13 protein-coding genes are annotated in these 15708 nt (G+C 31.3%); all 13 read left to right on the plus strand.

The annotated features are described in order from the left end of the window. Positions 1–111: 111 nt before the first annotated feature. The 13 genes from AC2D6V_RS09540 to AC2D6V_RS09600 all read left to right on the plus strand — a co-directional run bounded on the left by AC2D6V_RS09540 (position 112) and on the right by AC2D6V_RS09600 (position 15707). Entirely contained in the window at positions 112–861 is a 750-nt protein-coding gene (locus tag AC2D6V_RS09540) for a TolC family protein (protein ID WP_484647907.1), read from the plus strand. 4 nt (positions 862–865) lie between these two features. Further along, positions 866–3247: an exopolysaccharide transport family protein gene (locus AC2D6V_RS09545; protein ID WP_484647908.1), complete on the plus strand. Its 2382-nt coding sequence runs from the start codon at positions 866–868 to the stop codon at positions 3245–3247. A gap of 12 nt (positions 3248–3259) precedes the next feature. Beyond that, positions 3260–4639 carry a lipopolysaccharide biosynthesis protein gene (locus AC2D6V_RS09550; RefSeq protein WP_484647909.1) on the plus strand — a complete coding sequence of 460 codons (1380 nt, stop codon included), beginning with the start codon at positions 3260–3262 and terminating at the stop codon, positions 4637–4639. Next, the gene (locus tag AC2D6V_RS09555; protein WP_484647910.1) at positions 4640–6121 is read left to right on the plus strand and encodes an O-antigen ligase family protein; all 1482 of its coding nucleotides are present in this window, start codon (positions 4640–4642) and stop codon (positions 6119–6121) included. 376 nt (positions 6122–6497) lie between these two features. Then, the gene (locus AC2D6V_RS09560) at positions 6498–7436 is read left to right on the plus strand and encodes a phosphoribosyltransferase (RefSeq protein ID WP_484647911.1); all 939 of its coding nucleotides are present in this window, start codon (positions 6498–6500) and stop codon (positions 7434–7436) included. A 42-nt stretch (positions 7437–7478) separates the two neighbouring features. Then, positions 7479–8672: a glycosyltransferase family 2 protein gene (locus AC2D6V_RS09565; protein WP_484647912.1), complete on the plus strand. Its 1194-nt coding sequence runs from the start codon at positions 7479–7481 to the stop codon at positions 8670–8672. A gap of 54 nt (positions 8673–8726) precedes the next feature. Next, complete coding sequence (locus AC2D6V_RS09570; protein WP_484647913.1) at positions 8727–9896, plus strand: glycosyltransferase family 4 protein; 1170 nt, start codon at positions 8727–8729, stop codon at positions 9894–9896. Then, positions 9893–11089, plus strand: coding sequence for a glycosyltransferase (locus tag AC2D6V_RS09575; RefSeq protein ID WP_484647914.1), 1197 nt, complete (start codon positions 9893–9895; stop codon positions 11087–11089). The genes AC2D6V_RS09570 and AC2D6V_RS09575 overlap by 4 nt, the downstream gene beginning before the upstream one ends. An 8-nt stretch (positions 11090–11097) precedes the next feature. Next, positions 11098–11712, plus strand: a complete 615-nt coding sequence (locus tag AC2D6V_RS09580; RefSeq protein ID WP_484647915.1) for an acyltransferase — start codon at positions 11098–11100, stop codon at positions 11710–11712. 7 nt (positions 11713–11719) lie between these two features. Beyond that, positions 11720–12910 (plus strand): glycosyltransferase family 2 protein, encoded by a 1191-nt coding sequence (locus AC2D6V_RS09585; RefSeq protein ID WP_484647916.1) that lies wholly within the window; start codon positions 11720–11722, stop codon positions 12908–12910. A 50-nt stretch (positions 12911–12960) separates the two neighbouring features. Beyond that, positions 12961–13443: a glycosyltransferase gene (locus AC2D6V_RS09590; protein WP_484647917.1), complete on the plus strand. Its 483-nt coding sequence runs from the start codon at positions 12961–12963 to the stop codon at positions 13441–13443. Between the two features lie 6 nt (positions 13444–13449). Then, a complete protein-coding gene (locus tag AC2D6V_RS09595) occupies positions 13450–14019 on the plus strand; it encodes a gluconate 2-dehydrogenase subunit 3 family protein (protein WP_484647918.1) in 570 nt (189 codons plus the stop codon). An 8-nt stretch (positions 14020–14027) separates the two neighbouring features. Then, a complete protein-coding gene (locus tag AC2D6V_RS09600; RefSeq protein ID WP_484647920.1) occupies positions 14028–15707 on the plus strand; it encodes a GMC oxidoreductase in 1680 nt (559 codons plus the stop codon). Position 15708: the final 1 nt, after the last annotated feature.

Raw genomic sequence — 15708 nt, forward strand, 5'->3', positions numbered from 1 at the left:
CATAATAAAATTTATTTATAATGAAAAGTACAATTATGAGAGTCAGATACTTTGGGATACCATCTAAGACTTATTTTTCTGAAATAAGCATTCATATAAAATGTCTAGACAATGAATAAACTTTTTCAAATAATATCAATTTTGAGTTTAATGCTTGTTTCATTTAACAATACCCAAGCACAAACACTTGAATTAGGTAATAGTTCAATAAGCGGTAATGAGTTTAAATTTCCTACACTTAAAGTTGTGATCGATTCTGTATTGAAACGAAGTGCAATGGTAAAATTCCGAAATCAACACATAGGAGTTAAAGAATCAACTTTAGCATCTGAGCGTATATATTGGTCCAGAAATTTAGGTATTCAAGCAGATACCAGATATGGTAATTTAAGCAATTTTGCGACTAGTGAAGATGGTATATCTAATACAGCAGCCTTAACAACTGCCAAACAATTTAACTATAGCGTTGGGTTCTATTTAAAGATTCCAATTTTTGATTTTCTTAATAGAAAAAGTCAAATCAAATTAGCAAAGTTAGAAGTTGATGAGGCGAAGAGTATGGCTGAATTTCAAAAAGAAGAAATAAGGCAAACTGTGATACGAATGTATCAAGATTTATTATTAAAACAAAAATTACTGCAGATTAGATCGAGGTCTTTAGGTGATGGTAGAGTGAATTTGCAAATGGTTGAAAAAGAATTTAGAAATGGTGTAGTACCAATATCAGAATATGTAAGAATAGTTAGTATGACGGAAAATTTGGAAGCAGATTACACAAAAGCGATGTCAGAATTTATTACTTCCAAACTTATGCTAGAAGATATGGCTGGGTTTGAACTTGGTTTAACACAATTAAATTAAGGAGATGAATATTATTGAATTTGTAAGATTAATTTTAAAGCACTTGATACTTTTGCTTATAGTTCCTTTGCTTCTTGCCTCTATGGTTATTTTACTTACTATGAATCCTTCGCATGAATATTCTTCACAAACTATTTTATATACAGGTCTTGCTACTGGGTCGTCAATTGAAATGGATAAGAAGTTTAATTACCAAGCTACAAATACTGCATTTGATAATTTAATTAATATTATAAAATCAAGAGAAACTCAGGAAGAGGTTGCTATTAGGTTATTAGCACTCCACTTAATGCTTCCTGACTCAAATCCTAAATATATATCTAAAACACTATTTGATCAATTTCAAAAAAAAATTCCAAAAAATTTATATCAGTATGTGGAGACAGGGAATAACATTGACAATAATGAAATAGAACTAGGAGATTATAACAAAGAGTTATTTCCAGAGGAAATAGATCGAAAAAATTATGAGAAGACGGTAGAAAATTTAACTGACTTAATGAAAAGCGGGAGTGATAACTTTGTTTATGAGTTACTTAATTATGACGAAGATGATCATTATTCGCTAAAAGCTATTTCTCAGATAAAAGCTGAGAGGATAAACAGTAGTGACTTGATTAAATTAAGCTACACTGTAAATGATCCTGGTATTTGTCAGCAAACTCTTGCTATTTATAGTCGAGTTTGTATAATAAATTATAAAGATATAAAGGAAAATAGGTCAGATGCTGTAGTTAAATATTTTGAAAATGAACTAGATAAGGCTAGAGATAACTTAAAAGACGCAGAAAACGAACTTCTTCAGTTTAGTAAAAGTTCTAATATTATAAACTATTACGAGCAGAGTAAAGCTGTTGCGGTAGTAAAAGAAGACATGGAGGTTGAATTTAAGAAGAATATGGCAGAATTGGCAGGACTTCAAGCAGGGACTATAAAATTAGAAGAAAAATTACAAATGCAAGAAGTTATTCAGACAAAGAGTAATAGCATTCTTGATAAAAAGAAAGAACTAGGAAATTTAAATTTTAAAATTGCTTTAACACAAGCCGAACTTGAGTCTAGTAACAAGGAGACAGATTTAATAAAAATAACGAGCTTAAAAACTCAGGCAGAAACATTAATTAGCGATATAAAAAAGAATGTTGATGAATTATATTCATATCAAAATTCAATTGACGGTCTGCCAATTAATAAAGTACTCCCAGATTGGATGAATAATGTAGTTGAAACCGAAGAACTTAAAGCTAAAATTAATGTATTAGGAGGACAAAATAATGCCTTTCAAAAAAAATACGCAAACTATGCCCCTGCAGGAGCAAACATGAAAAGGTTGGAACGTGAGATTTCTGTTTCAGAACAGGGTTACCTCGAAATTCTTCATGGATTAAACTTAGCTAAGCTAAAGTTACAGGACAGTGAACTTTCTTCTAGTTTAAAAACTATTGATACCCCATATTATCCCTTATCTCCAAATCCAACAAAAAGAGCAGTGTTAATTATTGCGGCTGCATTTTTAGGAGGCCTTTTAACACTAGGGATTATTTTTGCTATGGAGTATTTTGATGATACCCTTAAAAATTATATCCGAGCAAGTAAAAAAACAGGAATTGTATCATTAGGAATGATGCCTAAATTCATATTAGATGCGGGAGGAATTAATTTACCTTTTGTTCAAAAAAGATTAATTGAAATTATTACACAAAATATATTACAATATTTTGGCGCACACAATTCAAAACAAAATACAAAAACCATAATCGTATTTAGTAATCAAAAATTAGAAGGTAAAACGGTAATAGCTGGTAATATTGCAAAGTCATTAAAACAAGAGGGTAAAAAAGTTTTACTTCTCAATTATGATAAAAAACAAATGTCTATTAAACAAAGACGAAAATCTTCTATTCTAAATAAAGTTTTAGGTTATCCAGATTCTCGTATAGATATAGACAACCCATTCTTAGCAGATCTGTCAAGTTACCTTGATTTTTCAGAACATCATTTTTATAATATGGATAACAAGTTTTATAGCGCTAAAAGTTACACGGATATTTTAGATTCAAATAATATTGTACTTGATTATAAACCAGAGTTTGTCATCATAGAAATACCTGCATTAATCTATTCTAATTATCCGGTAGAATTAATTACAGATGCTGATTTAGATATTCTTGTGTGTCGTTCGAATAGAACTTGGTCGGATGCTGATGAATCTGCAATTAGTAATTTAAGAGAGGCTTGTGCATCAAAACTTAAAATGATAGTAAATGGTGTAAATCTTAATGAAATTGAATCCGTATTGGGAGATTTACCAAAAAAGCGTACCAATTTTAGAAAAAAAATAAAATCAATATTCAAGTTCCAATTTTTCTCAAAAAATCAAATTTAAAAAAAAGGACTGATGAAAATGCTCAAAAAAATAGCACGCGAAGATAATTTCTTGTCATTAACAGGAAACCTTGTTATAGCTGCCTTGGGAATTAGCGGGTTTGCTTTACTAGCTCGAACTTTATCTTTAGATGTTTTTGGTGAATGGGTGCTATTTGTAACAGGAGGTTCTTTTGTAGAAATGTTTAGGTTTGGTATTACTAATACTGGTTTAATACGCTTTTTATCTGGAGCAGATGGCGATTCTAGAACTAAACTAATAGGATCAAATGCTTTAATTGGTTTAGGGGCAACTGTTCTTATTGCAATTATTTTAGTGTTTTGCTATACTGTATTTAATGATGCAATTATTAATTCTGGTTATAATCTATTTTTTAAATGGTATCCATTATTAGCCCTTGTTAATTTGCCTTGGAATAATGCCCTTGTCGTTTTACAGGCAGACAGGAAATATGATAAAATTTTAATCGTAAAATCAATAAATAGCGGGCTATTTTTTTTAGTGATTTTAGCTAATTTCTTTTTCATCGAAATGAAATTAAATGAATTAGTTATCGCTTTAATTATAGTAAATGCTTTTACATCTTTAATAACTATAGTCTTGGGATGGGATGGCACAAAATTGATTGGAAAGGCGAGCGCAAGAACCAATAGAATATTATTAGATTTTGGAAAATATACGACGTTTACACTCATAGGTACTAATTTATTAAGAAGCGCAGATATCTTAATTATTAGTTTAAGCCCTTTGGGAAATACTGCTGTGGCACTTTATAGTATACCTTTAAAATTGACTGAATTACAACAGATTCCTCTGCGCAGTTTTGTTGCGACGGCTTTTCCTAAAATGTCTAAAGCTAGTGTTCATGGTAAAGTTAAAGAGGTGAAAGATTTATTTTACACTTATTCAGGAGCATTGACGTACTTATTCGTTATAATGAGTTTGTTTACATTTGTCTTTGCTGATTTTTTAGTTTTAATCCTTTCAGGAGAGCAATATTTAAAAGTTGATCCAATTACAGGGTTTGACGTTGTCGATATTGTGCGTGTATTTTCTATTTATGGACTTTTATTGCCAATTGATAGAATGACAGGCATTGGACTTGATAGTATAAACAAACCTAATATAAATGCCATAAAAGTATTTGTTATGGTAGCGGCGAATATCATAGGAGATTTTATAGCTATTTTTGTTTTTAAATCTTTAATTCTTGTCGCCGTTGCATCTATAATATTCACTTTAATTGGTATTTTGATGGGCATGTATTTTTTAAATAAAGAATTGACTTTGTCTTATAAAGAAATTTTTTCTCACGGAATTAATTTTTACAAAACCCTTTTTAATAAAGTAACGTGTAATCGTTTTGAGGAATCTTATGAGTTTAATAAATAAATGATTACAAATAGTAATAATATAAACCCTTTTGATAAAATATCAGGCTCTGCTAGTCTAGGCAGTGTAAAGGGTGTATTATTATTATTTGCATTAGTGGCTATAATTGCATTAGTGCTTGCTAAATTAGAATTAATAGGAGTGGGTGTCTTATTTGCTATTATGTTTGGATCTATCTATTTATATCTTTTATTTAAAAATCCAATTATTGGATTTTTTACAGCAATTGGCCTTAATTTTATTTTACTTGGTTTAGGAAGATATATACAAGGTTTACCTCTTGGTTTTGGAATAGATGGAATTATGGTTTTAACCTTTTTAGCCATAATATTTTCTAGATTTAATGAACGGGTTAATTGGTCTCCTGCTAATAGAGGTATTACAGTTTTGGCGGGTATTTGGTTGTTATATTGCATATTGCAACTTGTAAATCCTGAGGCTAGAATGATAGAACCATGGATTGCTGGTAGAGGTTTAGGATTTTATTTCTTTTTCTTTGTTGTTTTGACGTTTATGCTTATAAACACAAATAAAAAATTAGATACATTTCTATATGTTTGGGGAGTGTTTTCCATAATTGCAACATTAAAAGGAATCGGACAGTTATTTTTTGGGGTTGATTATGCAGAACAAGCTTGGTTAAATAATGGAGGTGCTGAAACCCATCTGCTATTTGGCAAATTAAGAATTTTTTCATTTTTCAGTGATGCGGGACAATTTGGTGGAAATCAAGGTTTGGCAGGTGTAGTCTTTATGATTTATTCAATGACTAAAAAGGGACTTCCTAAGATTTTCTTTATTACAGTTGGAATATTGGGTCTATACGGTATGATGATATCTGGTACTCGAGGATCCATTGCGGTGCCTTTAGCTGGTTTTATGACATTTTTTGTTTTAAGAAAAAACATAAAAGTACTTGGCATGGGCGTATTATTTATTGCACTCATTTTTGTGTTTTTTAAGTTTACGACCATCGCTAACGGTAATGATCAAATAAGAAGAATGAGAGGGGCATTTGACCCTAATAATAAATCATTGCAAGTAAGAATTGATAATCAAGAAATCCTTAAAGGATATCTTGCTTCGAGACCATTTGGAGGCGGTATTGGTCATGCAGGAGATAAGGCAAAGCGTTTTTTGCCAACCGCATTTCTTTCTAATGTCGCTACAGATAGTTGGTATGTTTTAATATGGGCAGAATTAGGTGTTGTTGGTTTAACTCTTCATTTAATTATTCTATTTTATGTTATAGGAAAAGCATCTTATAAAGTGATGTTTAGAATTCGAGATCCAATAACAAAATTGAAAATCAGTGCGCTTATATCAGGCATGGCAGGAGTTATGCTCGCTTCTTATGGAAATGCTATTTTTGGAGGAATGCCAACCTCTTTATTAATGTATGCTTCTATGGCAATAATGTCAAATCCAGAAATTTTTGAAGGGCCCTTTAAAGAGAAAGAAACCGAATTAGTTGCTTTATAGAATTTTATAAATGACTAATTTGGTTTTTTTGTTTCCCCTTATAGGGAAGTTAAAAGAGCTTCAATAAATTCTTTTGTACATGCATAACTGAATCAAGGAGTAGCAGAAATAGATTTGTTATTCGGAATATTAAGAGACATTTATTTTATTTTGATACCTACCATAGGAGCTTCTTGAGTCCAATATCTAAATGTTACATATAGGTAAACCAGTCAGCATGTTTATGCATAATAGTGATGCTCATATTCTTCTAGCTTCAATATGATTAATTAAAAACAAAAAACTTCCATTCAACTACACTAAAGTTCTATCCATCGAAATATCCCGTAAGACGGTGATTTGTAAACGTAAGTTTGTCTAAGAAAAATTTAAAACAATGAATTATCGCAATATAAAAGACTTGAATAATACCATGCTTCAAAGATTGAGTATTATACCTCGTGATTTTGATTTGATTATTGGCGTTCCAAGAAGTGGAATGCTCCCTGCAAATTTATTGTCACTGTACCTTAACAGACCTTATACTGATATTGATTCGTTCTTAAACGGTCATATTTATAAAGCTGGTGCGAGAAGTCAGTTTTTTGATTCTGGAGAACATAAAAAGGTATTAGTCGTAGACGATAGTATAGCTTCCGGTTCGGCTATGGCAGAATGTAAAGAAACTTTAAAACATCTTGAAGATAAGTTCGATATAAAATATTGCGCAATCTATGTCATTCCTGGGAAAGAAAAAATGGTAGATTATTTTTTCGAGACTGTACCGTTGCCAAGATATTTTCAATGGAATATTCTTAACCATACAAGCTTAGAAAAAGCTTGTTTCGATATTGATGGTGTATTATGTCCAGATCCAACCCCAGAACAAAATGATGATGGAGAAAAATATATAGATTTCATCCTCAATGCACCACCTTTATTTATTCCTGGAAGTAAAATAGGCACTATTGTTACCTCTCGATTAGAAAAATATAGGAAAGAAACTGAAATATGGTTGGAAGCTAATAATATTAAATACAATGATCTTGTTATGTTGGATTTGCCTGATATGGCAGCGAGACAGAAAGCTAACAATCACGGTGGACATAAAGCCAAAGCTTATATGTCTAAACCCTACGTTTTATTTATAGAAAGTGAATACGCCCAATCTGTTGAAATAAATAGAATATCTAAAAAACCAGTTTTATGTACAGCAAATTTTGAAATGATATTTGAATCAGAATCTCTTATGTACAATCTTAAAAGTGGAAAACACTTGCCGTTTTTACGAAAATATGCTTTGAAAGTTAGAGATAAGTTAAGACAATTAAATTAATCAGTTAGTAGAAACTCAATATCAAAGTTCAATATATCTAAAATGGAAATATTTAATGCAATACAAATAATTATTCTAATTCTTTTGGGGTTGGCAACACTTTACATTTTAATATTTTCAATTGCAAGTGTTTTTTATAAACAAAAAGCATATTCAGATAACGGAAATTTAAAAAGAATAACGGTTTTAATTCCAGGCTATATGGAAGATGCAGTAATAATTGAAGTAGCTAAATTAGCTTTGAAACAAGACTACCCATCACACCTTTATGATGTCGTAATAATTGCAGACTCATTCCAAAATGAAACACTTAAAGAATTAAAAGCACTGCCAATAGAGCTAATAGAGGTTAGCTTTGAAAAGAGCACCAAATCAAAAGCATTAAATAAAGCAATGGCAGAACTACAACATGATTATGATATCGCAGTTGTTTTAGATGCCGATAATATTATGGCAACTGACTTTTTAGGGAAAATAAACGCTGTTTTTGAAAATGATTTTATTGCGGTTCAAGGCCATAGAACTGCCAAGAATATAAATAATTCGTGGGCTATTCTTGATGCTATAAGTGAAGAGATTAATAATAATATTTTCAGAAAAGGCCACCGAGTTCTTGGGCTTTCATCTGCGATTATTGGATCGGGAATGGCTTTCAGATATAATTATTTTAAATCACTGATGTCTACTGTAACTGCTGTTGGTGGTTTCGATAAAGAGATAGAGTTAAAAATGCTTAAAGAAGGTCATAAGATCGTTTATTTAGATGACGCTTTGGTTTATGATGAAAAAGTTCAGAAGCCTGAAGTTTTTGAAAATCAAAGACGCCGATGGTTGTCTGCTCAAATACACTATTTTAGAAAAGACATTTTAATGGCATTAAAGCATCTTATTTTTAAAGGTAATATTGATTATTTTGATAAAGCTATTCAATTTGTACAACCACCAAGAATACTATTACTAGGAGCTGTAACACTATTTAGTATTAGTTTTATTCTAACAAATTATTTTTTAGAAAATAAATTCAACTATACTGTATATTGGATTCTATTGAGTGTTTCATGTATTCTAGCATTCATTTTTTCTGTTCCAAGATCATTCTATAATATAGTAACTCTAAGGGCACTATCTAATCTGCCAAAGGGTATGTTTATGATGTTATTGTCTCTGTTAAAAACTAAGGGTGCAAATAAAACATTTATTCACACGCAACATACTTCAAGTACAAAAAGCACATAATAACGAAAGTTTCAATTTGAAAAAACATGAAGTTAATTAAAATAAAGATATAGTATGAAAATTGGAATAGAAGGTCAAAGGCTTTTTCGTAAAAAGAAACATGGTATGGATATGGTTGCTCTTGAGCTTATAAGAAACCTTCAAATCATTGATAAAGAAAACGAGTATTTCATTTTTGTAAAGCCAGATGAAGATAATAAAGTACTTAGTGAAACATCAAACTTTAAAATCATTGAGTTAGGTGGAGGGCCTTATCCAACTTGGGAGCAAATGGCATTACCAAAAGCTGTAAAAAAATACGGTTGCGATATTTTACATTGTACAAGTAATACTGCACCTTTCTGTAATAATATTCCATTAATTACAATACTACATGATATTATTTATATGGAAAGTAGTTATTTAAAAATACTTAAAAGCAGTGCGAGTACCTATCAAAAATTTGGAAACCTATACCGAAAGCTTGTAGTACCGCGTGTTGTAAAAAAGAGTAAAAAAGTAATTACAGTGTCTCATTTTGAAAAAAATAGAATTGGAGAATTCTTTGGTATTAAAGGAGATAATAAACTTGATGCTATTTATAATGGCGTAAGTGAACATTTTAAACCTGTTACAAATAAAGAAGAACTTCAAAGGGTAAAAGACAAATATAATTTGCCAGACAACTATTTCTTTTTCTTAGGAAATACCGATCCTAAGAAAAACACAAAAGGAACTTTAAAAGCTTTTTCAGATTTTTTAAAGCAAACAGGATCTAACCACAAACTCGTTATGCTTGATTATGATAAAACGGAGCTAAATAAGCTTTTAGTCGAAATAAATGACTCAAGCCTTATCAACAATATAGTTTTAACAGGTTACGTCATAAATACAGATTTACCATCTATCTATTCGCAATGCGATGTCTTTTTGTATCCATCACTTAGGGAAAGTTTTGGTATTCCAATGTTAGAAGCTATGGCTTGTAATGTCCCTGTTATTACATCAAACACATCATCAATGCCTGAAGTTTCTGGTGGGGCAGCACACATTATAAATCCGTTTAATTCAGCAGAAATTACGCAAGGACTCATAGAAATCTTAAATAACGAAGCGTATAGAAAATTACTTTGTGATAATGGTTTAGAACGAAGTAAACAATTCTCTTGGAAAAATATGGCTAAACATTATCTGAGCCTCTATGAATTAATCCATTCAGAACATTCAAAAAAGAATATATCATGATAAAAGGTAAAGATATAATAGTTGTTGGTATTCAAGCATGGGATATAGAAATAGGAAGTAACTGTAAAAACATCGCTTTAGAGTTTTCTAAAAACAACCGTGTTTTATACGTAAATCCACCAATGACAAGAGCTGTTATGCGAAGTCAAAGAGATAGAGAGACTATTCAAAAACGAATCCGAATAAAAAATGGACAAGAAGATGGTTTAGTTGAAATAGGTCTAAACTTATGGAACTTATATCCAAAAACCTTAACAGAATCTATTAACTCTATTCCAATACATGCAATATTTAAAATTTTAAATAAAAAAAATGCGATTGGTTATGCAAACGATATTAAATCTGCAGTCTCTAGATTAGATTTTAAAAATGTCATTCTTTTTAACGATAGTTCTATGTTTTTAGGACTTCATTTAAAAGCGCTTTTACAGCCAGAAACCTACGTCTATTACATGCGCGATTATTTGGTAAAAGTGCCTTATTGGCAAAAGCATGGTGAGCGCATAGAGCCTCAAGTTGTTAAAAAAGCAGATGTGGTTTTAACTAACTCTGAGTTTTTTGAGGATTTTTGTAGACAATACAACGTTAATAGCTACATGGTTGGGCAAGGTTGTGATGTGTCTCTTTTTAATGATGAAGATGATACTATTAAAATCCCTGATGAGTTTAAAGATATTCCATCACCTGTTTTTGGTTATGTAGGCTCCTTAACTACGTTAAGATTAGATATTGAATTATTGGAGTTTGTTGCAGAACAAAAGAAAGATTGGAGTATTGTTCTAGTAGGACCAGAAGATGAAGATTTTAAAAATTCTAATTTACATAATATGTCTAATGTATTTTTTCTTGGAAGAAAGGATGCTTCAGAACTTCCTAATTATGTCAAGGGTTTTGATGTGACTACAAATCCGCAATTAAAAAATAATTTGACCATAGGTAATTATCCTCGAAAAATAGATGAGTATCTGGCTATGGGCAAACCAATTGTGGCTACAAATACAAAAGCTATGGAAATGTTTAAAGAACACGTTTACTTGGCGGATACTAAAGAAGGTTATGTGACTTTAATAGATAAAGCCATTGCAGAAAATACGAGCGATCTTATTAAGAATAGAATAGAATATGCAAAAAGTCATACTTGGACTAATAATGTAAAGGCGATCTACAATTCAATTATTAAAGCTACCAAATAAAGAATAAAATGGACCTAAAAGAAAAAATAAAATCGAATGAAGGGTTAAAAAAAATTGTTCATTGGTCAATTCTTATTCCAAAACAGACAAGACCCAGATTATGGATTAAATGGTTTGTGAATCCATTTTATCATAAAAAAGGAAAAGGCGCTATTGTAAGACCTAGAACAAGAATGGATGTAGTGCCATGGAATAAATTTGAATTGGGTGAAGATTCTACAATTGAAGATTTCTCAGCGATTAATAATGGTGTTGGTCCGGTAATTATTGGAGATCGGACTAAGATAGGATTAAGCAACACAATTATTGGCCCTGTCACTATTGGTAACGATATAAGACTAGCTCAAAATATAACGCTTTCAGGTTTAAATCATAATTATGAAGATGTTAGTATGCCTATTCATGTTCAGGGAGTTTCAACCGCTCCAATTATCATTGAGGACGAAACATGGATTGGAGCAAATGTAGTGGTAGTGGCTGGGGTGACTATTGGAAAGCATTCTATTGTGGCAGCTGGCAGTATTGTAACAAAAGATATTCCGCCTTATTCAGTTGCTGTAGGTAATCCTGCGAGAGTATTAAAGAAATATAACCCTGAAACTAAGATTTGGGAAAAAGTATAAAAACATTATGGAAGTATTAAAAATAATTTTTTGGTTCTTTTTATTTATAATAGTTTACACATATGTTGGCTATGGGATCTTACTATATCTAATTGTTAAAATTAGAAGAATTTTTAAAATTGGAAAAAAATTAGAAATTGACCCTAACTACGAACCAGAAGTCACCTTATTTATTGCGGCTTATAATGAAAAGGATTATGTGGAAGCAAAAATGAAAAACTCATTAGAGTTAGACTATCCTAAAGATAAATTAAATATTGTTTGGGTTACAGATGGTTCAGATGATGGTACTCCTGAATTATTAAAAGGATATTCTAATGCGGTAGTACATCACTTGGACGCCAGAAATGGAAAAATTGGAGCAATGAATCGCGGGATGGAGTTTGTAAAAACACCGATTGTAATTTTTAGTGATGCTAATACAAATCTAGGAAAGGAATCTGTAAGACGTATTGTTAACCTATTTAGTAACGATACGGTAGGATGCGTGTCTGGAGAAAAACGCATTGTAGATAAAGAAAGTGATGTGGCATCTGGCGCAGGAGAAGGCTTATATTGGAAATACGAATCAACCTTAAAAAAATGGGATGCAGAATTATACTCTGTTGTTGGTGCTGCAGGTGAATTGTTTGCTATTAGAACTGAATTGTACCGACATGTAGAAAAAGATACTTTACTTGATGATTTTATTATTTCATTACGTGTTGCCCAAGATGGATATACCATACAGTATGATCCTGAAGCCTACGCCATCGAAACGGCATCTGCCAATGTAAAAGAAGAGTTGAAACGTAAAATTAGAATTTCAGCAGGAGGTATTCAATCAGTAGTAAGATTAAAGTCTTTACTAAATGTTTTTAAATATGGAACACTTTCGTTTCAATACATCTCGCACAGAGTTTTGCGTTGGACATTAACACCACTTTGCCTATTACTGTTAATTCCAGTTTCATTTGTTCTAGCTTACAATGAGGGAATGTTTGATTTTGGATTGTATTCAATTTTATTTAGGCTACAGGCTATGTTTTATTGCGCAGCCTTATTCGGCTGGTTCTTAGAAAATAGATTAACACGAGTAAAAGCGCTTTTTGTGCCATATTATTTTTTTATTATGAATCTTTCTGTAGTACTGGGGTTTTTTAGATATATGAAAAAGTCACAATCTGTAAATTGGGAACGCGCTAAAAGAGCTAGTTAGTGGTTTTAATCCATCAATAAAGAAAAACTCACACCAAAAAAATTAAAAAAATGAAAACAGGAATCATAATCATATGTCACAACAATGAAAATGATATTGATATAGACCATTGTGTGAAATACTTAAATAAAATAGAAGATATAGAGATTTGTTTGGTTAATAATAACAGTAAAGACAATACCTATAATGTTTTGAAGGAAATAAAAGAGAATTGTGGTCATATATCTATCGTCGACATAAAAAAATTTAAATCAGATAATTCAGCTGTAAAAGCAGGAGCCAGATTTATGTCCAGCCAATTTAATTTAAAATATTTAGGATTTGTTAATACAAACATGATAAGGAAGTATCAAGACTTAAGTCATTTAGTTAAAGCTATTCTAGATAATCAAATTTATATTTTAAATTATAACCAGAAGATTATAAATAATAAAGCTATAAAACTAACTATGTTTCAAAGCTTATTTCCCGTTATGGATTATTTAGCGAAAATTGACCTAAATGATTATAGTAAACTTAATCATATTAGCTAAAATAAAATGAATAGAAGAAAGGCAATAGGAGGAATTTTAGGTTTGACAGGAATTGGTTTTGTTTCTGTTTATGGGGCAAAATATTTTATTGGAAATTCTAAAAAAAAAGGAAGTCTTAAAGTTCACAAGGATTTATTAGCTGAATTAGTAGAAGTGATTATACCTACTGCAACATCTCCAGGAGCAAAGGAGAGCTTAGTACATGAATATATAATCAGCTATGTGGAAGACTGCGCCTCTAGAAAAGAATATAATAATTTTATAAACGGTCTAAATGATCTACAAAAAACTAGTTTTAATAGTTTTAATAGCATTTTTGAGGAATGTTCAGAAACTCAAAAAAAACAATTATTAGAGAATTTAGAGGAGAGTACGTCTTATTCAGGAATACTATTAAAAATAAACAACAAACTAAGAGGGCGCTCTTTTTTTAATATACTAAAAACATTGACTATTGAGGGTTATTGTACGTCTTATAATGGAGCAACTCTACATCTAGCATATATGCCAGTTCCTGGAAGATATGATGCCGTTACGAAATTAAAAGTTAATCAAAAGGCATGGGCAACCAAATAATTTAGACTATGAAAAATAGTACACAATATAATACTTTTGATGCTATAGTAGTAGGATCAGGAATAAGTGGAGGATGGGCTGCTAAAGAACTCACGGAAGGAGGATTAAAAACTCTAGTATTGGAAAGGGGACGCGATGTTGAGCATTTTAAAGATTATACAACAGCTTTTAAAAATCCATGGGATTTTAAATATAGAGCCCATTTAACCAATCAGGAATTAGAGGAAAGACCAATACAAAGTAGTCATTGCGATGCTGGGAACAAACATTTTTTTGTTAAGGATAGTGAACATCCTTATGTTCAAGTTAAACCTTTTAAATGGATAAGAGGCTATCAGGTTGGAGGTCGGTCATTAACTTGGGGCCGTCAAAGCTATCGTTTTTCTCAAATGGATTTTGAAGCAAATAAAAACGATGGGCATGGTGTTGATTGGCCGATTAGATATGATGATTTGGCTAAATGGTATGATTACGTTGAAGATTATGTCGGAATTAGTGGAAGTTCTGAATCCTTACCACAGTTACCTGATGGTATTTTTTTACCTCCAATACCTATGAATGCCATTGAACTACATTTAAAAGAAATGGTAAGTAGGGTGTATTCAGATCGCGTAATAATTAATGGTAGGGTTGCTAATTTAACAGCAACTAAAAAAGGGAGAGGCCCTTGCCAATATCGTAATCTTTGTAGCAGAGGCTGCCCCTTTTCAGGTTACTTTAGTAGTAATTCATCAACATTACTAGACGCTCATGAAACAGGTAATTTAACTTTGAGGGCAAATTCTGTGGTAAAAGAAGTTATTTATGATGATTTACAAAAAAAAGCAATAGGCGTTGTAATAATTGATGCTATTACTAAAGAGGAGATTAGTTACTATGCAAAAGTAATTTTCCTAAATGCCTCAACAATTGCTACAACAGCTATTTTATTGAACTCTACCTCACCAACTTTTCCAAATGGATTAGGGAATTCAAGCGGTCAATTAGGGCATAATTTAATGGATCATGTTGTAAATGAAGGGACTTATGGTACTTATGAGGGATTTAAGGATAAATATTACACAGGTAAATCTCCAGGTACAATTTATATTCCAAGATTCCAGAATTTAAATAGTCAAACTAACAACAATAATTTTGTAAGAGGATATGGTATTCAAGGTAAAGGAGAAAGAGAGAATTGGCAGTCAAAAGCAACCAAAGGAATAGGAGTGTCTTTAAAAGAACAATTGGCAACTCCCGGGGAGTGGAAAATTTCTCTAGGAGGTCGAGGTGAAACACTTCCAAATTACGAAAACAAGATTTCATTAGACTATCAAAACATTGATAAATGGGGATTGCCATTAATTAAGGTTGACTTTGAATATGGCCCTAATGAATTAGCAATGATGGAACATATGACTAAATCTAGTGAAGATATGTTGATTAAAGCAGGGTTTAAGAATATTGGGAGTTATAGAACAAGTCCCGCTCCAGGATCTGCAGTTCATGAAATGGGTACTGCAAGAATGGGTAAAGATGCAAAAACATCCGTTTTAAATAAACATAATCAAATGCATGATGTTGAAAATGTATTTATAACTGACGGGAGTTGTATGACTTCTTCAGGAAGTCAAAATCCATCATTAACTTATATGGCATTAACTGTAAGAGCATGTCAGTTCGCTTTAAAACAATATTTTTCAAATTAAT

This window comes from Algibacter sp. YIN40, assembly GCF_057219435.1.